The 20364-nt window shown below is 59.6% G+C and carries 19 protein-coding genes; 15 read left to right on the top strand and 4 right to left on the bottom strand.

Annotated elements, in window-relative coordinates:
- Positions 1-7: 7 nt before the first annotated feature.
- The 3 genes from USH94_RS06255 to paaZ form a co-directional block, all read right to left on the bottom strand.
- Positions 8-1114 carry a diguanylate cyclase gene (locus USH94_RS06255; protein ID WP_111964724.1) on the bottom strand — a complete coding sequence of 369 codons (1107 nt, stop codon included), beginning with the start codon at positions 1112-1114 and terminating at the stop codon, positions 8-10.
- A gap of 118 nt (positions 1115-1232) precedes the next feature.
- Positions 1233-3506, bottom strand: coding sequence for a primary-amine oxidase (gene tynA, locus USH94_RS06250; RefSeq protein WP_111964723.1), 2274 nt, complete (start codon positions 3504-3506; stop codon positions 1233-1235).
- Positions 3507-4114: 608 nt separating this feature from the next.
- Positions 4115-6157 (bottom strand): phenylacetic acid degradation bifunctional protein PaaZ, encoded by a 2043-nt coding sequence (gene paaZ / locus USH94_RS06245; RefSeq protein ID WP_111964722.1) that lies wholly within the window; start codon positions 6155-6157, stop codon positions 4115-4117.
- A gap of 285 nt (positions 6158-6442) precedes the next feature.
- Between paaZ and paaA the strand changes: the two genes are divergently transcribed.
- The 14 genes from paaA to USH94_RS06175 all read left to right on the top strand — a co-directional run bounded on the left by paaA (position 6443) and on the right by USH94_RS06175 (position 18443).
- On the top strand, positions 6443-7372 hold the full coding sequence (gene paaA, locus USH94_RS06240) for a 1,2-phenylacetyl-CoA epoxidase subunit PaaA (protein WP_063616970.1): 930 nt from the start codon (positions 6443-6445) through the stop codon (positions 7370-7372).
- 12 nt (positions 7373-7384) lie between these two features.
- A complete protein-coding gene (gene paaB, locus USH94_RS06235) occupies positions 7385-7672 on the top strand; it encodes a 1,2-phenylacetyl-CoA epoxidase subunit PaaB (protein ID WP_003857353.1) in 288 nt (95 codons plus the stop codon).
- 8 nt (positions 7673-7680) lie between these two features.
- Positions 7681-8427 (top strand): 1,2-phenylacetyl-CoA epoxidase subunit PaaC, encoded by a 747-nt coding sequence (gene paaC / locus USH94_RS06230; protein WP_111964721.1) that lies wholly within the window; start codon positions 7681-7683, stop codon positions 8425-8427.
- A gap of 11 nt (positions 8428-8438) precedes the next feature.
- Positions 8439-8936: a 1,2-phenylacetyl-CoA epoxidase subunit PaaD gene (paaD, locus tag USH94_RS06225; RefSeq protein WP_111964720.1), complete on the top strand. Its 498-nt coding sequence runs from the start codon at positions 8439-8441 to the stop codon at positions 8934-8936.
- A gap of 7 nt (positions 8937-8943) precedes the next feature.
- Positions 8944-10014 (top strand): 1,2-phenylacetyl-CoA epoxidase subunit PaaE, encoded by a 1071-nt coding sequence (gene paaE, locus USH94_RS06220; RefSeq protein ID WP_111964719.1) that lies wholly within the window; start codon positions 8944-8946, stop codon positions 10012-10014.
- Positions 10011-10778: a 2,3-dehydroadipyl-CoA hydratase PaaF gene (gene paaF, locus USH94_RS06215; protein WP_111964718.1), complete on the top strand. Its 768-nt coding sequence runs from the start codon at positions 10011-10013 to the stop codon at positions 10776-10778. Before paaE ends, paaF begins: the two co-directional genes overlap by 4 nt.
- Positions 10778-11566, top strand: coding sequence for a 2-(1,2-epoxy-1,2-dihydrophenyl)acetyl-CoA isomerase PaaG (gene paaG, locus USH94_RS06210; RefSeq protein ID WP_111964717.1), 789 nt, complete (start codon positions 10778-10780; stop codon positions 11564-11566). The genes paaF and paaG overlap by 1 nt, the downstream gene beginning before the upstream one ends.
- A 1-nt stretch (position 11567) precedes the next feature.
- Positions 11568-12992, top strand: a complete 1425-nt coding sequence (gene paaH / locus USH94_RS06205; protein WP_111964716.1) for a 3-hydroxyacyl-CoA dehydrogenase PaaH — start codon at positions 11568-11570, stop codon at positions 12990-12992.
- Positions 12982-13404, top strand: a complete 423-nt coding sequence (gene paaI / locus USH94_RS06200; RefSeq protein WP_008502373.1) for a hydroxyphenylacetyl-CoA thioesterase PaaI — start codon at positions 12982-12984, stop codon at positions 13402-13404. The genes paaH and paaI overlap by 11 nt, the downstream gene beginning before the upstream one ends.
- A complete protein-coding gene (pcaF, locus tag USH94_RS06195) occupies positions 13404-14609 on the top strand; it encodes a 3-oxoadipyl-CoA thiolase (RefSeq protein WP_111964715.1) in 1206 nt (401 codons plus the stop codon). The genes paaI and pcaF overlap by 1 nt, the downstream gene beginning before the upstream one ends.
- Positions 14610-14636: 27 nt before the next feature.
- Positions 14637-15953: a phenylacetate--CoA ligase PaaK gene (gene paaK / locus USH94_RS06190; RefSeq protein ID WP_024908034.1), complete on the top strand. Its 1317-nt coding sequence runs from the start codon at positions 14637-14639 to the stop codon at positions 15951-15953.
- A gap of 102 nt (positions 15954-16055) precedes the next feature.
- Entirely contained in the window at positions 16056-16991 is a 936-nt protein-coding gene (gene paaX / locus USH94_RS06185) for a phenylacetic acid degradation operon negative regulatory protein PaaX (protein WP_028016008.1), read from the top strand.
- 9 nt (positions 16992-17000) lie between these two features.
- Entirely contained in the window at positions 17001-17597 is a 597-nt protein-coding gene (paaY, locus tag USH94_RS06180; RefSeq protein ID WP_111964714.1) for a phenylacetic acid degradation protein PaaY, read from the top strand.
- Between the two features lie 102 nt (positions 17598-17699).
- A complete protein-coding gene (locus USH94_RS06175) occupies positions 17700-18443 on the top strand; it encodes an SDR family oxidoreductase (protein WP_111964713.1) in 744 nt (247 codons plus the stop codon).
- Between the two features lie 16 nt (positions 18444-18459).
- On the opposite strand, the gene USH94_RS06170 is transcribed toward USH94_RS06175, so the two are convergent.
- A complete protein-coding gene (locus tag USH94_RS06170; protein WP_240168088.1) occupies positions 18460-19701 on the bottom strand; it encodes a serine hydrolase domain-containing protein in 1242 nt (413 codons plus the stop codon).
- A gap of 137 nt (positions 19702-19838) precedes the next feature.
- Here USH94_RS06170 and USH94_RS06165 point away from each other — a divergent pair, with 137 nt between their 5' ends.
- Positions 19839-20321, top strand: coding sequence for a glutathione peroxidase (locus USH94_RS06165; protein WP_111964712.1), 483 nt, complete (start codon positions 19839-19841; stop codon positions 20319-20321).
- Positions 20322-20364: the final 43 nt, after the last annotated feature.

Here is a 20364-nt window from a genome sequence, read left to right as displayed (position 1 = left end):
CTTTTATCTACAGCGACCACCGATCCCGCCCGGCCTCCTTCGCCCGATACAGCGCCGCATCGGCGCGGGCGATGATCTCGGTGCCCGCTAACCCTTCTGCCATGCTCGCAATCCCCATGCTCACGGTGACATGGTCGCTAACGGTTGACGCGCTGTGTGGTATGGCTTCCGCGCGCAGGCCGTCCTGAATGCGTAAGGCCACCTTTTCCGCAATGTTTGCCGGGCAATTGAAGAGGATGACCACGAACTCCTCACCACCGTAGCGTGACACCACATCGTCAGGCGTGCGCACGGACTGCTTCAGCACGCGCGCCACGCGCGTCAGACAGTCGTCGCCCGCCTGGTGCCCGTAGGTATCGTTGTAGCGCTTGAAGTAGTCTATATCCAGCATGATCACCGAGAAGGTTTTTTTCTGCTCAACCGCGTTCTCCAGCACCACCTCCATTTTCCGGCGATTGGCGGTTTTGGTTAACGGGTCCTGATGCGCCAGCGCGTCCAGCCGCGAAATCAGCAGCTGATTCTGCTGGTTACGTCGCCAGGCTTCGTCAAACCAGCTCAGCAGAATGAAACGCCCGCAGATCAGGATCAGCGTAAACACGCTCCAGATAACAACGAAGTGTAGGTTGAGGCCATCGTTTCTTATCCAGCTTGCTATCGGCAGGGTGATCCAGAGCGGGAGCACAAAGGCGAGCAGCCCTTCAGGGTAAAAATAGAGCGCCGTCAAACCGGCGAGTAACAGAATAACGCACAGCGGCCAGACGTGCGGGAGCAGCAGCTCGGTGATAAACCAGAAGCAGGATACCGACCAGATGGCGCTACAGATAAACAAGACCACGCTGATACCGGCGATACGCCGCCAGGCCATGAGGATCAGCGCGGCCGAGAGGATGATAATACCGAGCATGGAGGCATCAACCATTCTCGTCAGCTGGGGCGAGTGGGGATAAAGAGGATCGCTGGGCTTAAGCAGAACGTGTCGCAGCAGAATCATCACCGCGAAGCTGATATTGACGAAGGCCAGCCACGGCAGGTTCATCGCCAGCCCGTGCATGACCATGGCATGGCGCGTTGGCCAGGTCGCCCGTTCCAGCGACGGTTTTTTTCTTTTTTCCATAAAGCCCTTTCCCGTCCGGGGGATAAATCATGTCGATGAGATATCTGTAACTATAAGCAAGCCAGGACGATCCTCAAACGCCAGGGCAAAAAAAACCGGGCTATTGCCCGGCGGGTGGTTATTTTTCGTCTTTTTTCTTCCCGAGCGTTGGCGTCTCGTCGAAGAAGTTCCACGGCTTAAGCAGGGTATGCACCCATTCCGTTGGCATGATCGGCCACTCTTCCGCGCGCGCCACGTGGGTGGTGCCGGTGGTCATCCAGACTACGTCGTCCCGATCGTTGAGCGACTCGTTATCCTTGCTGTACTGCCCGAGGCCCGTGTCGTGTACGGAGCGGTTAGGGAATTTACCTTCCGGGTAGAGCTCATCAGGGTGGTAGCGGGTCACCCACAGCTGTTTGTCCATAAAGCTCAGGCGATGGTAGATCCACTCGTCCGGGGCAAATTTCGCGCCGGTCGCTACCGGGTGCGTACCGCCCGCATAAGGGATGATCTGGTACGAGACCGGGTTACCCATGCGGTTCTCTTTACTTGTGTTGCTCAGCAGGCGAATCGTGCCCGGGTCGAACTTCTGCGCCGCCTGCTGCTCGGTATCAATATCATACTGATTGATCTGCATGGTGCTGGTGCGCGGACCCCCGGCGGTATTCGGCTTCACTTCCGGATCCATAGCCACCAGCTTGTTGTTGATGCCATCCACGTCCATATCAAGACGGAAGTTGTAGATGTGCTGGTGCGTGGTGCCCACGATGTTGTGGTCGATCAGCGTGCCGTATTTTGTATCGTCTTTGGCGGTGGCATCGTGCATGGTTTTCGCCTGCACGCCTTTCACCGCTTCGATACCCGTCGCACCGGCGTCAATGCCGATGGTGCCATTTTCATGGAACACCCAGTCGAAGATGTAATCGTAATTGCCCACGGTACTCACCCAGCGCACCACCAGCTCGCGGCGCTCGGTGCTGACGTTAGGCTGGCCCATCTCCTGATGCTTATATTCCGGCCCCGCGTAGCGTTCGAAAATGGCGATCGCGCGCGGGATCTCCATCGGCGCGCCGGTGTAATCCGGGATGGTTTCGTTGAGCATCACCGCGTTGGACGGCACGTCTTTCCCGCGCACCAGAGGGGAGGTCAGGGTGCCCATGCCGTAGTCGCCGGAATCAAGATAGGCCTTGAAGTACCAGCCCACGTCCGGATCGCCGTAAGGGACGATCATCCCGCCGAGCGACCCCTGATACATAATCTGACGCTTTTTGCCGTTGTCGTTATACGTGACGGTTGAAATCATCGGACCGACGCGAGAGTCCAGGCTCAGGTGGAAATCCCAGTTCTGCCAGTGCACCATATCGCCGGTAATGGTGTAGTTCTTACCTTCCGGCTCGATGATGTCGAGCGGTTTTTTCGGCGTTTCTATACGATCTCGGCCATCGTAGGGGCGCGGCGTCATAGGGACCGGAACAACGGCGCCTTCTTCAATCTTCTGGATCTTTTTCTGCTCAAGATCGACCACGGCAACCAGGTTCTCAATCGGGTGCGCCCAGTAGTTGCCGTCGCCTACATCCAGATAGCTCACCACCTTCAGCAGGCGATCTTCCTGCTTCAGGCCGTCTTTACCGTCGAAATAGCCGACGGTCAGCGGCGTGGTAATCACTTTTTTCGGGTCGGTGATGCCGTGTTTTTTAAGCACCTCGGCAAATTCCGTACTCTCGTTAACGATCTGCTGTACCGCAGTGAAATCATCCAACAGCACCATGCCGTGCGCATCTTTCACCGGCTCCCAGCGCAGGATTTTTTTATCCTTCAGATCCACCAGGCTTTCGATAACGTGCTTCCCATCGAGCATCACGATCTTCGCCTGACGCGGGGCATCCACAGCCGTACCGTTAAGCACAAAATCCCACACTTCGGCTTTCTCTGGCTCTGCAAGGGCAATCTGGGTAAAGCGGGTATTCGGTTTAAAATCCGCCGATGCTTTTACAATCTCAACGGCCTGCTTAATTTCGTCCGCCGTTAGCGCGTTTAGCGGGTGAGGGCGTTTTTCAACCTGGAAGGTCTGGTCAAGACCGGACTGGAAAACATCGTTGATGAAGGTATCGGAAATAAAGGCTTTCTTGCCTTTCATCACCACCGGCACCTCGAGCCTGAGGGTTTTGCCGTTGACGATGGCGGTTTTAGCGCCCGGTTTGACCTTCACAAAGGCACCGTCTTTCGCAATGGTGAACATCTGTGCGTAATCATCCCACTGCACGTCGGCGCCAAAGTCCTGCAGCGTTTTTTCCATCGGGACCATATGCGCCTCGCTGCCGTGGGCGAAAACAGGGGATTGCCAGGCGCAACACAGCGCAACGGCCATAGCCAGTGCCGTTCTACGGGCAGAAAAAGAAGAATTGCTTCCCATCGTAGACCTCATCTTGTTGTGATTTTTGGGTATATTGTGTTGTGACAGCCTTATCCTGACAGGCGCCTGATAAAAGCGTTTGCCTGCATCTGCCAGATTATTTGTCAGCCTTGCCAGGTTAAAAAAAGAGCGGGGATAAATCACATGCCGGGCCATTTCCTCTCCCCACAAATGATGTCAGCACAGGCGACCCCCTCTCCCTTGAGGGAGAGGGCTGGGGTGAGGGGGAACATACGGCTGTAGTGGTCATTCCGTTCACTTCATGTTCCTTGCTACTCTGTCACGACATGACCAGTGAACGTGCCAGGGCGGCTCAGTCGCCGCCGCCCTGGCGACCCGGGCTCCCGGCGGTAAATCGCCGCTTCGCGGTGCCCTCAGCTTATTCCTTCAGGCTATCGGGTCGGGCATGAGCCTGCATCCCTGCAGGCCACGCCCTCTCGGCGCATCCCTGCGCCTCGCCCCGGCCTTACGGAAACGCTTCGGCGATTTACAGCCGGACCAGGGTATCGCTGTAAGCCATTAATTTTCCTGAAGCAATTTATCGCTTCTGGTTAAAAAAATTATAGGGATTCCTCTCCCTTTGGGGAGAGGGTCAGGGTGAGGGGACCTTAGCTGAAATCTCCCTGCTGGCGCGCCACCAGCGTCAGGATGGAGTAAAGCGCCACGGCCTGCTGGTGCTGGTTGAAGATCTCAACCGCCCATTCCACCACGCCGGTCGGTTTTTCCTCGGCACTGCGCTGTTTCTTCAGCGTTTTGCGCTTGCAGGTCAGACGCACCTGAATGGTATCGCCCGGTTTGACCGGCTCGATAAAGCGCAGGTTTTCCATGCCGTAGTTGGCAATCACCGGCCCGACGCCCGCATCAACGAACAGTCCCGCCGCGGCGGAGATCAGGAAGTAGCCGTGCACCACGCGCTCGCCAAAGATCGACTCTGCCGCGCCGATCTTGTCCATATGGGCGTAAAAGTGATCGCCGCTCAGGCAGGCAAAGTTCACGATGTCCGCTTCCGTCAGGGTGCGGCGCGGCGTCAGCAGGCTGTCGCCCGGCTGCAGCTCCTCAAAGTATTTGCGGAACGGATGCACGCGATCTTCCTGCACCGCTGCGCCACGCACCCACTGCTTGCCGATGGCGGCCAGCATCGTCGGGCTGCCCTGAATCGCGGTGCGCTGCAGGTAGTGCTTCACCGCACGCAGGCCGCCCAGCTCTTCGCCGCCGCCCGCGCGACCCGGGCCGCCGTGCACCAGCTGAGGAAGCGGGGAGCCGTGGCCGGTGGACTCTTTCGAGGCTTCCTCGTTGAGGATCTGAATACGCCCGTGGGCGCGCGCCGCTCCGATAATAAACTCGCGGGCAATGTCCAGGTCTGCGGTGACCAGCGTGCCCGCCAGGCTGCCGCCGCCCGCGCGGGCAAGCTGCATCGCGTGCTGTGCATTGCGATACGGCATCAGCGTCGCAACCGGGCCAAAGGCTTCGGTTGAGTGGACTGCCGGAGTTTCATCCGGCTGCGGGCAGAACAGCAGCGTCGGCGGGAAGAACGCGCCCGCGGCCTGCAAATCCGCTTTGCCACCCAGTCGGACCTGGCAGCCTGCGGCGATCAGGTGATCCACTTTCTCCTGCACGTCCGCACGCTGTTCGGCGTTGACCAGCGCACCCATCTTTACCCCTTCCTGCGCCGGATCGCCCACCAACACCTTTTCCAGGCGGGCAATCAGCGCCTGGCTCACGGCGTCAATCTGGCTCTGCGGGACGATAATGCGGCGAATGGCCGTACATTTCTGCCCGGCTTTGGCGGTCATCTCGCGGACCACTTCCCGGATGAACAGGGCAAATTCCGGCTGCTCTGGCGTGACGTCTTCCCCCAGCACGCAGCAGTTCAGGGAGTCGGCCTCCATGGTGAACGGAATCGAATTCTCCACGATATTCGGGTGCACGCGCAGGCTTTGCCCGGTGCTGGCGGAGCCGGTAAAGGTGACCACGTCCTGGCTGTCGAGCTGGTCGAGCAGATCCCCCGCGCCGCCGCAGATCAGGCTTATAGCGCCGTCCGGCACCAGCCCGCTGTCGAGGATGGATTTCACCATCGCCTGCGTCACCTGGGCGGTGGCGGTGGCGGGTTTGATGATGGCGGGCATGCCGGCAAGCCAGGTCGGGGCCAGCTTTTCCAGCATTCCCCAACAGGGGAAGTTAAAGGCGTTGATGTGCACCGCCACGCCGGACTTCGAGGTCAGGACGTGACGCGCGGCAAAGCCGCCTTCTTTTGACAGCGGAATTAACTCGTCTTCCGGCCACACGGTGTCATCCGGCAGCTCGCGGCTGCCCAGGCTGGCGTAAGTGAAAAGGGTGCCGATCCCGCCTTCAATGTCCACCCAGCTGTCTGCTTTAGTCGCCCCGGTCTGTGCGGACAGGGCATAAAACGTCTCTTTCTCGCTAAGCAGGTGCTTTGCCACCGCCTTCAGCATGGCCGCACGTTCGATAAAGGTCATCTCGTGAAGCGCTTCGCCGCCGCGATCAATCGCATAGCGGCGGGCGGCCGCCATGTCCAGCCCTTCGCTGGTCACGCTCCACAGCGCTTCGCCACTGATGGCGTGATGAATAGTGCGTTCGCGGCCCCGGCCAGACTGCCAGGAACCGGATAAGAAGCTGGCTAACTGCTGCATCGCTTATCTCCAAATGTTACGTAATTTACTCATTAATGGTTTAATCATGAATCATAAAAATCAAGCGGCGTTTTTAATGAATTGTTAATGATGTGATCTGACTGGATGAATTACAGAATACGAAGGTCCGCTTATCAAGGCTTTCAGCAAAAGGCCTGCGAGCAACGTCACAGAATCAGGAAACAATTCTTGGGGTTATATTTAACCTTTGTGTAACTTTTAAAAAACAAAGTGATTCAACATTACGCTTTAATTTGCAAACTAACGAATCATAAAGGTGATGACGTGACGCAAGAACAACGGTTTGAGCAGCGCATAGCGCAGGAGACGGCGATTGAGCCTCAGGACTGGATGCCTGACGCCTACCGTAAGACGTTGATCCGTCAGATTGGCCAGCATGCGCACTCCGAAATTGTCGGCATGCTGCCGGAAGGGAACTGGATCGCTCGCGCCCCGACGCTGCGCCGAAAAGCGATCCTGCTGGCGAAGGTGCAGGACGAAGCCGGACACGGGCTTTACCTCTACAGCGCGGCGGAAACGCTGGGCTGCGCGCGGGAAGACATCTACCAGAAGATGCTCGACGGCAAGATGAAATACTCCTCCATCTTCAACTATCCGACCCTGAGCTGGGCCGATATCGGCGTGATCGGCTGGCTGGTGGACGGCGCGGCCATCGTCAACCAGGTGGCGCTGTGCCGCACTTCCTACGGTCCGTATGCCCGCGCGATGGTGAAAATCTGTAAAGAAGAGAGCTTCCACCAGCGTCAGGGCTTTGAGGCCTGCATGGCGCTGGCGCAGGGCAGTGAAGCCCAGCGCCAGATGCTGCAGGATGCCATCAACCGCTTCTGGTGGCCGGCGCTGATGATGTTCGGGCCGAACGACGACAATTCGCCGAACAGCGCCCGCAGCCTGGCGTGGAAAATCAAACGCTTCGGCAACGACGAGCTGCGCCAGCGTTTTGTCGACAACACGGTGCCGCAGGTGGAAATGCTGGGCATGACGGTGCCCGATCCCGACCTGCGTTTTGATGAAGAGAGCGGTCATTATCGCTTCGGCGAGATCGACTGGCAGGAGTTTGACGAGGTCATTAACGGGCGCGGCATCTGCAACCACGAACGCCTGGCCGCGAAACGTAAAGCCTGGGAAGAGGGCGCGTGGGTGCGGGAAGCCGCGCTGGCGCACGCCGAAAAACAGCGCGCCCGTCAGGCCGCGTAAGAGGAAACAACCATGAGCAATGTCTACTGGCCGCTGTACGAAGTGTTCGTACGCAGCAAACAGGGGTTATCCCACCGTCACGTTGGCAGTCTGCATGCCGCCGACGATCGCATGGCGCTGGAAAACGCGCGTGATGCCTACACCCGCCGCAGCGAAGGCTGTTCTATCTGGGTGGTTAAGGCGAGCGAGATTGTCGCCTCCCAGCCGGAAGAGAGCGGCGAGTTCTTCGACCCGGCAGAAAGCAAGGTTTACCGCCATCCGACGTTCTACACCATCCCCGACGGCATCGAGCATATGTGAGGCAAACAATGAATTCAGTGACTGCCTATGCCCTGCGTCTGGGCGACAACGGTCTGGTGCTTTCCCAGCGTCTCGGCGCCTGGTGTGGCCACGCGCCGGAGCTGGAAATCGACCTCGCGCTCGCCAATATCGGTCTCGACCTGCTGGGGCAGGCGCGCAATTTCCTGACCTATGCCGCGGAGCTGGAAGGCCAGGGCGATGAAGACACGCTGGCGTTTGGCCGCGACGAACGCCAGTTCCGCAACGTTCTGCTGGTGGAGCAGCCGAACGGCAGCTTCGCCGACACCATTGCCCGCCAGTATCTGATGGATGCCTGGAACGTGGCGCTGTACGAACGGCTGACCCAAAGCAGTGACGGCCAGCTTGCGGCCATCGCCGCCAAAGCGGCTAAAGAGGCGCGCTACCACCTGCGCTTCAGCCGCGGCTGGCTGGTGCGTCTGGGCGACGGGACCGAAACGTCCGCGCAAAAAATGCAGCAGGCCATCGACAGCCTGTGGCGTTTTACGGCCGAGCTGTTTGAAGCCGATGACGTCGAGCTGGCGCTGATTGAGTCTGGCGTGGCGGTTGACGCACGCCTCCTGCGACAGCCGTGGGAAAGCGAAGTCTTTGCCGGTCTGAATGAAGCCTGCCTGCAGGTGCCCGCCGAGGTGGCGTACCGCACCGGGGGCAAACAGGGGCTCCATACCGAACATCTGGGCCCGATGCTGGCGGAAATGCAGTATCTCCAGCGCGCGTATCCCGGTCAGCAGTGGTAAAGGAGAACGCTATGCAACGCCTCGTCGACATCGCGCCCGCGCAAATCCCGCAGATCTGGGCGCTGTTAAGCCAGATCCCCGATCCGGAAGTGCCGGTGTTAACCATCACCGATTTAGGCATGGTGCGCAGCGTGAAGGCGCAGGGTGAAGGTTGGGTTATCGGCTTCACGCCCACCTACTCGGGCTGTCCGGCGACGGAACACCTGCTGGGGGCGATCCGCGAGGCGATGACCGCGCACGGCTTTACCACGGTGCACATTGTGCTCCAGCTTGAACCCGCCTGGACCACCGACTGGATGACCCCCGACGCGCGCGAGCGCCTGCGGGCGTACGGCATCAGTCCGCCGGTGGGGCATAGCTGTCACGCGCACGCCCCGGTGGAGGTGAGCTGCCCGCGCTGCGCCAGCACCGACACCGCGCTTATCAGTGAATTTGGCTCGACGGCCTGCAAAGCGCTCTACCGCTGCAATTCCTGCCGTGAACCCTTCGACTATTTCAAATGTATTTGAGGCTGCCATGACAACGTTTCATTCATTAACAGTGGCAAAAGTGGAACCCGAAACCCGCGACGCGGTAACCATCACCTTTGCGGTGCCGCAGGCGCTGCAGGAGGCCTACCGCTTCCGTCCCGGCCAGCACCTGACGTTAAAAACGAAGCTTGGCGGGGACGAGCTGCGCCGCTGCTACTCCATCTGCCGGAGTGCAGCCCCGGGCGAAATCAGCGTGGCGGTCAAGGCGATTGAAGGCGGGCGCTTCTCCCGCTATGCCCGGGATGAGATCAAAGCGGGCATGGCGCTGGAGGTAATGGTTCCTCAGGGGCAGTTTGGCTACCAGCCGCGGGCCGAACGCGAAGGCCACTATCTGGCAATTGCGGCAGGCTCCGGGATCACCCCGATGCTGGCAATTATCTCCGCGACGCTTGAGACCGAACCGAACAGCCATTTCACCCTGATCTACGGCAACCGCAGCAGCCAGAGCATGATGTTCCGCCAGGCGCTGGCGGACCTGAAGGACAAATACCCGCAGCGCCTGCAGCTGGTCTCCATCTTCAGCCAGGAGCGGCTCGACAGCGACCTGCTGTATGGCCGCATCGACGGGGAAAAGCTGCAGGCGCTGGCGAAAACCCTGATCAACTTCCGCCAGTACGACGAGGCGTTTATCTGCGGCCCGTCCGCAATGATGGACGACGCGGAAGCCACGCTGAAGGCGCTGGGGATGCCGGACAAATCCATTCACCTTGAGCGCTTTAACACCTCCGGTATCACCGTTAAGCGCGCGGCGCACGTGCAGGTTGATGGACAAAAAGTGACCGTTCGCCAGGACGGGCGCGACCGTGAAATCACCCTGACGGCGGACGACGAAAGCATTCTCGATGCCGCCCTGCGTCAGGGGGCGGATCTGCCTTATGCCTGTAAGGGCGGCGTCTGCGCCACCTGTAAATGCAAAGTGCTGCGCGGGAAGGTGGACATGGCAACCAACTACAGCCTGGAGCCGGACGAGCTGGCGGCCGGGTATGTGCTGAGCTGCCAGTCGCTGCCGTTAACCGCCGACGTGATCGTCGACTTCGACGCGAAGGGGATGGCATGAGCGAACTGATTGTTACCCGTCATGGCCGCGTGCTGCAGCTGACGCTAAACCGTCCGGCGGCGCGCAACGCCCTCAACAACGTGCTGTTGACCCAGCTTGCGGAACAGCTTGAGGCCGCCGCCGTGGATGCCGAGATTTCCGTCTGCGTAATTTACGGCAGCGAGCGCTGCTTTGCCGCCGGGGCCGATCTCAACGAAATGGCGGAGAAAGACCTGCCCGCCACGCTGAACGATATCCGCCCGCACCTGTGGTCACGCATCAATACGTTCAGTAAACCGCTGATCGCCGCCGTGAACGGCTTCGCGCTGGGCGCAGGCTGCGAGCTGGTGCTGCTGTGCGACGTGGTGATGGCCGGTGACAACGCCCGTTTCGGCCTGCCGGAAATCACACTGGGCATTATGCCCGGCGCGGGCGGCACCCAGCGTCTTATCCGTAGCGTCGGGAAATCGCTGGCCAGCAAAATGGTGCTGACCGGTGAGAGCATTACCGCAGAGCAGGCGCTGAGCGCCGGGCTGGTGAGCGACGTTTTCCCGGCGGCGCTGACGCTGGAGTATGCCCTGAAGCAGGCGGCCCTGATGGCGCGCCACTCGCCGCTGGCGCTGCAGGCGGCGAAGCAGGCGCTGCGCCAGTCTCAGGAGGTGCCGCTTCAGGCCGGTCTGGCCCAGGAGCGCCAGCTGTTTACGCTGCTTTCTACCACCGAAGACCGCCGGGAAGGCATCAACGCCTTCCTTCAAAAACGCACTCCCGACTTTAAAGGACGCTAATTGTGGAATTTATTCTCAGTCATGTAGAACAGGGCGTGATGACCATTACGCTGAACCGTCCGGAGCGTCTGAACAGCTTTAACGACGTGATGCATCGGCAGCTGGCCGAGTGCCTGAAACAGGCCGAGCGCGATGACACCGTTCGCTGCCTGCTGATCACCGGGGCAGGACGCGGCTTTTGCGCCGGTCAGGACCTCAACGACCGCAACGTCGACCCTAACGGCCCGGCGCCGGATCTGGGTATGTCGGTTGAAACCTTCTACAACCCACTGGTGCGCCGCCTGGCAAAGCTGCCGAAGCCGGTCATCTGTGCCGTTAACGGCGTGGCGGCGGGCGCGGGCGCCACGCTGGCGCTCGGGTGCGACATGGTGATTGCGGCGCGTTCCGCCAGCTTCGTGATGGCCTTCAGCAAGCTCGGCCTGGTGCCGGACTGCGGCGGCACCTGGCTGCTGCCGCGCTTGGCCGGACGCGCCCGCGCCATGGGGCTGGCGCTGCTCGGCGACAAGCTCAGCGCCGAACAGGCGCAGGCGTGGGGCATGATCTGGCAGGTGGTGGATGACGAGCAGCTCTCCACCACGGCACAGCAGATGGCCCTGCATTTTGCGTCGCAGCCGACCTTCGGCCTGGGGCTGATCAAGCAGGCGATCAACGCCGCGGAAACCAATACTCTGGACGCTCAGCTCGATCTCGAGCGCGACTATCAGCGGCTGGCCGGGCGCAGCGACGACTACCGCGAGGGCGTCAGCGCCTTCCTCGCGAAGCGCGCGCCGAACTTTACGGGGAAATAAGATGCTGAACATACGTACGGTCGCCGTGATTGGCAGCGGCACGATGGGTGCCGGGATTGCCGAAGTGGCGGCCAGCCACGGGCATCAGGTGCTGCTCTATGACATCTCCAGCGATGCGATATCACGCGCCATCGACGGGATCCGCCAGCGTCTGGCCTCCCGTGTGACGCGCGGAAAACTCTCCGCCGATGCCGGGAGCCAGACCCTTGCCCGGCTGCTTCCCGTCACGGATATCGACGCGCTCTCCACGGCCGATCTGGTGATTGAAGCGGCCTCAGAACGGCTGGAGGTGAAAAAGGCGCTGTTTGCCCAGATGGCTGAGATCTGCCCGCCGCAGACGGTGCTGACCAGCAATACCTCCTCCATCTCCGTCACGGCGATTGCGGCGGACGTCCACCACCCGGAGCGCGTCGCAGGGCTGCATTTCTTTAACCCGGCGCCGGTAATGAAGCTGGTGGAGGTAGTCAGCGGGCTGGCGACCTCCCCGGAAGTGGCCGACGCGCTGTGCGAGCTGGCGCTGAACTGGGGCAAACAGCCCGTTCGCTGCCAGTCAACACCGGGGTTCATCGTCAACCGCGTCGCGCGTCCGTTTTATTCTGAAGCCTGGCGCGCGCTGGAAGAGCAGGTCGCGCCGCCGGAGGTGATTGATGCCGCCCTGCGCGAAGGCGGCGGCTTCCCGATGGGGCCGCTGGAGCTGACCGACATGATTGGTCAGGACGTAAATTTTGCGGTGACCTGCTCGGTATTTAACGCCTTCTGGCAGGAGCGTCGTTTTCTGCCTTCGCTGGTGCAGCAGGAGCTGGTGCTGGCTGGAAGGCTGGGCAAGAAAAGCGGGAAGGGCGTGTACGACTGGCAGGGCGACAAACCTGACGTGCAGTGGGTTGAGTCGGTGAACGACAGCTATAGCCCGATGCGCGTGGAAAAGCGACGTGACGGTGTCACGGAAGTTGATGATGTGTACCTGATTGAAACGCAGGGAGAGACCGCGCAGGCGCTGGCGCTGCGGCTTAACGGCCCGGTGGTGGTTGTCGACCGCATCGAGCGTGACGTGGCGGTCATTGCCGCCGCCGCCAGCAACCCGCATACCGCGACGCAAAAAGCCATCCGCTACCTGCAGCAGCAGGGACACAGGGTGGTGCGAATTGCCGATTATCCCGGCCTGCTGATCTGGCGGACGCTGGCGATGATTGCCAACGAGGCGCTGGATGCCCTGCAAAAAGGGGTCGCCAGCGAGAAGGATATCGACACGGCCATGCGCCTGGGCGTGAACTACCCGAGCGGGCCGATCGCCTGGGGCGAGCGCCTGGGCTGGCAGCGCCTGCTGACGCTGCTGGAGAACCTGCAGCGTCATTACGGCGAAGAGCGCTATCGCCCCTGTTCACTGCTGCGCCAGCGCGCGCTTCTGGAGAGTAGCTATGAGTCATAACGCCTGGCATAACGCCCGCACCATGTACGAACGGGACGCCTGCGCGCAGGCGATGGGGATGGACATTGTCGAGATGGACGAGGGCTACGCGGTGGTAACCATGACCATCACCCCTCAGATGCTTAACGGCCACAAAACCTGCCACGGCGGGCAGCTGTTTTCGCTGGCGGACACTGCCTTTGCCTACGCCTGCAACAGCCAGGGGCTGGCGGCGGTGGCTTCCGGCTGCTCAATTGATTTTCTGCGTCCGGGCTTCGCCGGGGACACGCTCACCGCCACCGCGCGGGTGAAGCATCAGGGCAAGCTGACCGGCGTGTACGACATTGAAATTCAGAACCAGCAACAGAAAACCGTCGCCCTTTTTCGCGGAAAATCTCACCGCATTGGCGGCAGCGTGACAGGAGAGGCCTGATGCGTGACGCATTTATTTGTGATGGCGTTCGAACCCCGGTGGGCCGCTACGGCGGCGCGCTTTCCGCCGTTCGAACTGACGATCTCGGCGCCGTGCCGCTGCGCGCGCTGCTGGCCCGCTATCCGCAGCTCGATCTGGAGCGGATTGACGACGTGATCTTCGGCTGCGCGAACCAGGCGGGGGAAGATAACCGCAACGTGGCGCGCATGTCGTCGCTGCTGGCCGGGCTGCCGCAGACGGTGTCCGGAACCACCATTAACCGCCTGTGCGGGTCGGGGCTGGACGCGATTGGTTTTGCCGCGCGCGCCATTAAGGCGGGCGACGGCGACCTGCTGATTGCGGGCGGCGTGGAGTCGATGTCCCGTGCGCCGTTCGTGATGGGCAAAGCCACCGCCGCGTTTCAGCGTCAGGCGGAGATCTTTGATACCACCATCGGCTGGCGATTTGTGAATCCGCTCATGCATCAGCAATTCGGAACTGACAGTATGCCGGAAACGGCAGAGAATGTAGCTGAATTGTTAAATATCAGCCGTGCCGATCAGGACGCGTTCGCCCTGCGCAGCCAGCAGCGTACCGCGCTGGCACAGCAGAACGGCATTCTGGCGCAGGAGATCGTGCCGGTGCAGGTGCCGGGTAAAAAAGGGGCGGTCACAGCGTTCAGCGTGGATGAACATCCGCGGGCGGACACCACGCTTGAACAGCTTGCCGGGCTGAAAACGCCGTTCCGTAAGAACGGGGTGGTCACGGCGGGGAATGCCTCCGGGGTCAACGACGGCGCTGCGGCGCTGATCGTCGCCAGCGAGAAGATGGCGCTGGCGCAGGGGTTAGTTCCGCGCACGCGGATCGTGGCGATGGCGACGGCAGGCGTGGAGCCACGTCTGATGGGGCTCGGCCCGGTGCCGGCCACCCGCAGGGTGCTGGAGCGCGCCGGACTCAGCATTAACGATATGGACGTCATCGAGCTTAACGAAGCTTTCGCCGCGCAGGCGCTGGGCGTGCTGCGTCAGTTGGGCCTGCCGGATGATGCCGCGCACGTTAACCCGAACGGTGGCGCGATTGCGCTGGGCCACCCGCTGGGCATGAGCGGCGCCAGGCTGGCGCTGGCCGCGGGTAATGAACTGCACCGACGCGGTGGGCGCTACGCGCTGTGTACGATGTGCATCGGTGTGGGTCAGGGCATTGCCATGATCCTTGAGCGTGTTTGAGCATAAAAACAATGTGAGTACCCTACAATGACAAATACAACAAAGCTTGATCCGATTGAAACGGCCTCCCTTGACGAGTTACAGGCGCTGCAGACAGAGCGTCTGAAATGGACGCTGCATCACGCCTACAGCAACGTGCCGATGTACAAACGCAAGTTTGACGCCGCGGGCGTTCACCCTGACGATTTCAAAGAGCTGGCGGATATCCGCAAATTCCCGTGCACCACCAAGCAGGACCTGCGGGATAACTATCCGTTCGATACCTTTGCCGTGCCGATGGAGCAGGTGGTGCGCATTCACGCGTCTTCCGGCACCACCGGCAAACCGACCGTTGTCGGCTACACGCAGGGCGACATTGATAACTGGGCCAACCTGGTGGCCCGCTCCCTGCGCGCGGCGGGCGGCAGCGCGAAGGACAAAATTCACGTGGCGTATGGCTACGGCCTGTTTACCGGCGGGCTGGGGGCGCACTACGGGGCCGAGCGTTTAGGCGCGACGGTGATCCCGATGTCCGGCGGCCAGACGGAGAAACAGGCGCAGCTGATCCGTGATTTCCAGCCGGACATGATCATGGTGACGCCATCCTACTGCCTCAACCTGATTGAAGAGCTGGAGCGCCAGATGGGCGGCGATGCCAGCACCTGTTCCCTGCGCGTGGGCGTCTTCGGTGCCGAGCCGTGGACGCAGGCCATGCGCCGGGAAATTGAAAAACGCTTAGGCATTACCGCGCTGGATATTTATGGCCTCTCCGAAGTGATGGGGCCGGGCGTGGCGATGGAGTGTATCGAAACCGTCGACGGCCCGACCATCTGGGAAGATCATTTCTACCCTGAGATCGTCAACCCGAACGACGGCACGCCGCTCGATGACGGCCAGCAGGGCGAGCTGCTGTTCACCACGCTGACCAAAGAGGCGCTGCCGGTGATCCGCTACCGCACCCGCGACCTGACGCGTCTGCTCCCGGCCACCGCGCGCAGCATGCGCCGTATGGACCGGATCAGCGGCCGCAGCGACGATATGCTGATCATCCGCGGCGTCAACGTCTTCCCGTCGCAGCTGGAAGAGGAGATCGTGAAGTTCGAACATCTTTCGCCGCACTACCAGTTGGAGGTGAACCGTCGCGGACATCTTGATTCACTTTCCGTGAAGGTGGAGCTAAAAGAGAGCAGTCTGACGCTGACCCACGAGCAACGTTGTCAGGTGTGCCACCAGCTGCGCCACCGCATTAAGTCGATGGTGGGGATTTCCACCGACGTGACGATCGTGAACTGCGGCAGCATCCCGCGCTCGGAGGGAAAAGCCTGCCGGGTGTTTGACCTGCGTAAAGCGGCGGCCAACGGCTAAGTTTCCTCTCACCCCGGCCCTCTTCCAAAGGGAGGGGGTTAGGGTGAGGGGCTATCCCATGATCCTATGCTATGATTCATCCAGGACAAAAATAACAACAGAATGAATCACATGAATAAACTCGACGCCTTTATCCAGCACGCGGTCAGCTCCGTTCCCGTCAGCGGGACCTCGCTTATCTCCTCGTTATACGGTGACGCGCTTTCCCATCGCGGCGGTGAGATTTGGCTCGGCAGCCTGGCTGCCTTACTGGAAGGCATGGGGTTTGGCGAACGGTTCGTGCGTACCGCGCTGTTTCGCCTCAACAAAGAGGGCTGGCTGGACGTCTCGCGCATCGGACGACGTAGCTTTTACCGCCTGAGCGATAAAGGGCTTCGCCTGACGCGTCGCGCGGAGAATAAGATCTACCGCGCGGAACTGCCCGCCTGGGACGGAAAATGGCTATTGCTGCTCTCAGAAGGGCTGGACAAAACCACCCTTGCCGACGTCAAAAAACAGCTGATCTGGCAGGGGTTTGGCACGCTGGCGCCGAGCCTGATGGCCTCGCCGTCGCAGCATCTTGCGGACGTGCAGTCCCTGCTTCACGATGCCGGCGTGGCGGAAAACGTGATTTTCTTTGAAGCCCACTCGCCGCTGGCGCTCTCCCGCGCCGCGCTGCGTTCACGCGTGGAAGAGTGCTGGCAGTTAACCGAGCAAAACGCGATGTACGAGTCGTTTATCAGCTCGTTCCGGCCGCTGCTGCCGCTGCTGAAAGAGGCCGCGCCCGAGGAGCTGACGCCGGAACGCTGCTTCCAGATCCAGCTGCTGCTGATTCACTTTTATCGTCGCGTGGTGCTGAAGGATCCGCTACTGCCGGAAGAGTTACTGCCCGCGCACTGGGCGGGGCAAAGCGCCCGACAACTCTGCATAAATATCTATCAGCGTGTCGCGCCGGGAGCGCTGGCGTTTGTCAGCGAGAAGGGCGAAACCTCCGTCGGCGAACTGCCCGTGCCCGGCACGCTCTACTATCAGCGCTTTGGTGGTCTCACAAGCGCATAAGGAGGGAAGATGCCTGTTTATCAAATTGACGGCCTGACGCCGGTCGTGCCTGACGAGAGCTACGTTCACCCAACGGCGGTGCTGATTGGCGACGTGATTCTGGGCAAAGGCGTTTATGTCGGTCCTAATGCCAGCCTGCGCGGTGATTTTGGCCGTATCGTGGTGAAAGACGGGGCGAACATTCAGGATAATTGCGTGATGCACGGCTTCCCGGAAGAGGACACGGTGGTGGAAGAGGACGGGCATATCGGCCACAGCGCCATTCTTCACGGCTGCGTGATCCGCCGTAATGCGCTGGTGGGCATGAACGCGGTGGTGATGGACGGGGCGGTCATTGGTGAAAACAGCATCGTCGGCGCGGCTGCGTTCGTGAAGGCGAAAGCGGAGATGCCCGCCAACCATTTGATTATCGGCAGCCCGGCCAAAGCGATTCGCGAGCTGAGCGAGCAGGAGCTCGCCTGGAAGCAGCAGGGCACGCGGGAATACCAAGTGCTGGTGGAGCGCTGCAAGCTGACGATGCATCAGGTTGAACCGCTGCGCGAGGTTGAGCCTGAACGGAAGCGGCTGACGTTTGATGAGAATTTAAGGCCGAAGTCGGCGGTGTAGGACGGGAAGTCTGCGCCAGGGCACTAACGGGAAGATGTGACCCCGCCTCATCATGCTATAAATCCTCCGACACAGACTCATCACGATAAAGGACGCAGAGTTATGCTGAGAGGAAAACGCGCTGTTATCACGGGCGGCGGCGGGGGATTTGGTCAGGCGCTTTGCGTCTGGCTGGCGCGAGAGGGCGTTGACGTTGATTTTAGCGCCCGTCGCGAGGAGGATATAGAAAAAACTTGCGCCCTCATCGCGGCTGAAGGGGGTGTGGCAAGAGGGTATCTCTGTGATTTAGCCCAGCCGGAATCCGTTTCTCAGTTCTCTTCGCAAGTCTTACATTCAGACAGGCCAATCGATATTTTAATACTGAATGCTGCTCAGTGGCTGTCAGGAACAATAGACGAACAATCGAGCTCTGAAATCGTCAATACCGTCAGTTCAGGCCTGACAGGTTCAATCCTGCTCACCCAGACGCTGCTTTCAGGATTGCGACGCTCAGACGGCGCAGACATCATTGCGATTATATCCGCATGCGGTATTCCGAACTTTACAGATTCCATTGCCCATCCCGCTTTTTTTGCCAGTAAACACGGGCTAAGCGGCTTTCTAACGAAACTGTCAGCACACTTATCCAAAGAAAATATTCGGGTAACCGGGTTATATCCGCCTGATTTTGAACTGACCGGTTTAGATGCACATGTCGATCGTCAAACAAGAATGGGGGAGCGTCTGGTGAATGGTCGGTCCATCTGGGAAACGATGCGTTTTGTGCTGACTCAGCCTCGAAGTTGCCATATTAGTACCATCTACTTTCAGGGGCCGACTCGTGAAGATCTGGCGCATCAGGCCTGAATCTGACGGCGGGCGCTCACCGTAATTGCTGATAAACGCGTTCAGGCATCCCATTATTCGCAAAACGGTTGCCAGAGATAATAAGGCTGTCTTTTTTCGCCATATCCATCAACAGCGCGATGCCAATATAATTACTCCAGTTAAAGGTATTTTGCAGCACCACCACCGCATTGCCTTTTTCTTTGTCATAACCGATAAAGCTGGAGTAGCCGCCGATATAGCCGACCTGATAGGTGATTTTTTCCAGACCGATAAAGTCGGTGGTCCATGCAATACCCTGTACCCCGTCGGGACGTTGAATATCGGTATTTCTGACTTCGGCAAAGACGCTGTCCAGCAAGGGATTGTGGGTCGTCGATACGTGATAGCGCGCATAGGCCGCCAGATCTTCGGCGTTGCTGTATAAGCTCGCTGCCGCCACCATGTTGTTGGAAAAATGCCAGTCCGGCGTGAGCTGTCCGCGCGGGATGAATTTCGGCTGATCGCCCGCGTGGCCGAGGGCGCGCTGCGGGTATCCTTTTAGCTGCTGTGGCGTAAAGCTGCTGTTAGCCATCTGCAGCGGATGGAAAATATAGCGCGAGGCTAAACTCTGGATATCTTCGCCTGTTTTGTGTTTCAGGATATAGCCGATCAGCGCGTAGCCGGTATTGGAGTATTGCGGCACTTTACTCTTTGGCGCTTGCCAGTCGGCGAGGTAACGCAACACGTTATCGCTATCCAGCTCGCCGTAGAAATTATCGCCCGTGCTTAAATAGCTGATGAATTTTCCAAGCATCGGAACATCCATATTCTGACGCGGCAGGCCGGAGGTGTGGGTTACCAGTTCAAGCAGGGTGATTTTTTGTGCATCCACGCTAAGCGGCGTACCCGGCGGTAACAATGTTGCCAGGCTATCGTTCCAGTTCAGTTGCCCTTCATTGACCAGACAAGCCACCACTTCCGCCGTGATCCCTTTGCTGAGCGAGCCGAGTGCAAACAGGGTGTCGGGCCTGACCGGATAACGATTGACCGCATCGGTTACGCCCCAGGTGTAAAACTGCGGTGAGCCGTGATTATGAATGACCGCGACCGTCATTCCTGGAACGGATTTTTGCGCCATGTAGTGACGCACCACGCTGTCAACGTCGCCATCCAGCGAATCATGAGTGAGAAGTTCCTGAGTACCTTCCGGGGAGGACATTTGTGAAAGTGTGCCACAACCGCTGAGGAGTGGGAGAGTAAGCAGAAGCCAGCGAATTTTTTTTGTTATGTTCTGCATACCTGATAGCGAGTGTGGTGGTCATTGGCGCGCCAGGAATGTATCACAAATAGCCTGCTTGAATGTAAACTTTCTACACGGTGACGGCCCTGTGGGTGGTCAACGTGACTTTTCGGCCAGCTTTGAGGGATTTTAGTATGACTCGCTTTTATCAACTTACCGCCACCCGTCTGGATGGACAGCTTACCTCTATGGCCGACTATGCCGGAAAGGTGGTTTTGGTCGTGAATACCGCCAGCCAGTGTGGCTTCACGCCGCAATATACTGGTCTTGAAGCGCTGTACAAGAAGTACGCCGATCGGGGGTTAGTGGTGCTGGGCTTCCCCTGCAACCAGTTTGGTAAACAGGAACCCGGCGGCGCCGACGAAATCTCGAAAACCTGTTACATCAACTACGGCGTGAGTTTCCCGATGTTCGAGAAGGTTGAGGTTAACGGTAGCGCAGCGCATCCGCTGTTTCGTTATCTGAAAAACGAATTACCCGGCGTGCTGGGTGAGCGAATTAAGTGGAACTTTACTAAGTTTCTTATCGGACGCGACGGTAAACCACTGAAGCGCTTTGCTCCGATGACTACCCCAGAGAAAATGGAGGGGGAGATTGTTGAGGCTTTGCGGAGGTGAGAGTTTTGGTGACAGGAATTATCGAGCACCTCTGTTCCCTGCA

Origin of the sequence: Enterobacter sp. 148H3, assembly GCF_034107425.1 — a bacterium.
In the GTDB taxonomy this organism is placed as follows: domain Bacteria; phylum Pseudomonadota; class Gammaproteobacteria; order Enterobacterales; family Enterobacteriaceae; genus Enterobacter; species Enterobacter vonholyi.
This window is presented reverse-complemented; position numbering and strand designations above follow the sequence as displayed.

Excerpts from the sequence above, each read along its gene's own strand:
- USH94_RS06255 (WP_111964724.1), bottom strand. The coding sequence starts at position 1,114 with ATGGAAAAAAGAAAAAAACCGTCGCTGGAACGGGCGACCTGGCCAACG.
- tynA (WP_111964723.1), bottom strand. The coding sequence starts at position 3,506 with ATGGGAAGCAATTCTTCTTTTTCTGCCCGTAGAACGGCACTGGCTATG.
- paaZ (WP_111964722.1), bottom strand. The coding sequence starts at position 6,157 with ATGCAGCAGTTAGCCAGCTTCTTATCCGGTTCCTGGCAGTCTGGCCGG.
- paaB (WP_003857353.1), top strand. The coding sequence starts at position 7,385 with ATGAGCAATGTCTACTGGCCGCTGTACGAAGTGTTCGTACGCAGCAAA.
- paaC (WP_111964721.1), top strand. The coding sequence starts at position 7,681 with ATGAATTCAGTGACTGCCTATGCCCTGCGTCTGGGCGACAACGGTCTG.
- paaD (WP_111964720.1), top strand. The coding sequence starts at position 8,439 with ATGCAACGCCTCGTCGACATCGCGCCCGCGCAAATCCCGCAGATCTGG.
- paaE (WP_111964719.1), top strand. The coding sequence starts at position 8,944 with ATGACAACGTTTCATTCATTAACAGTGGCAAAAGTGGAACCCGAAACC.
- paaF (WP_111964718.1), top strand. The coding sequence starts at position 10,011 with ATGAGCGAACTGATTGTTACCCGTCATGGCCGCGTGCTGCAGCTGACG.
- paaH (WP_111964716.1), top strand. The coding sequence starts at position 11,568 with ATGCTGAACATACGTACGGTCGCCGTGATTGGCAGCGGCACGATGGGT.
- paaI (WP_008502373.1), top strand. The coding sequence starts at position 12,982 with ATGAGTCATAACGCCTGGCATAACGCCCGCACCATGTACGAACGGGAC.
- pcaF (WP_111964715.1), top strand. The coding sequence starts at position 13,404 with ATGCGTGACGCATTTATTTGTGATGGCGTTCGAACCCCGGTGGGCCGC.
- paaK (WP_024908034.1), top strand. The coding sequence starts at position 14,637 with ATGACAAATACAACAAAGCTTGATCCGATTGAAACGGCCTCCCTTGAC.
- paaX (WP_028016008.1), top strand. The coding sequence starts at position 16,056 with ATGAATCACATGAATAAACTCGACGCCTTTATCCAGCACGCGGTCAGC.
- paaY (WP_111964714.1), top strand. The coding sequence starts at position 17,001 with ATGCCTGTTTATCAAATTGACGGCCTGACGCCGGTCGTGCCTGACGAG.
- USH94_RS06175 (WP_111964713.1), top strand. The coding sequence starts at position 17,700 with ATGCTGAGAGGAAAACGCGCTGTTATCACGGGCGGCGGCGGGGGATTT.
- USH94_RS06170 (WP_240168088.1), bottom strand. The coding sequence starts at position 19,701 with ATGCAGAACATAACAAAAAAAATTCGCTGGCTTCTGCTTACTCTCCCA.
- USH94_RS06165 (WP_111964712.1), top strand. The coding sequence starts at position 19,839 with ATGACTCGCTTTTATCAACTTACCGCCACCCGTCTGGATGGACAGCTT.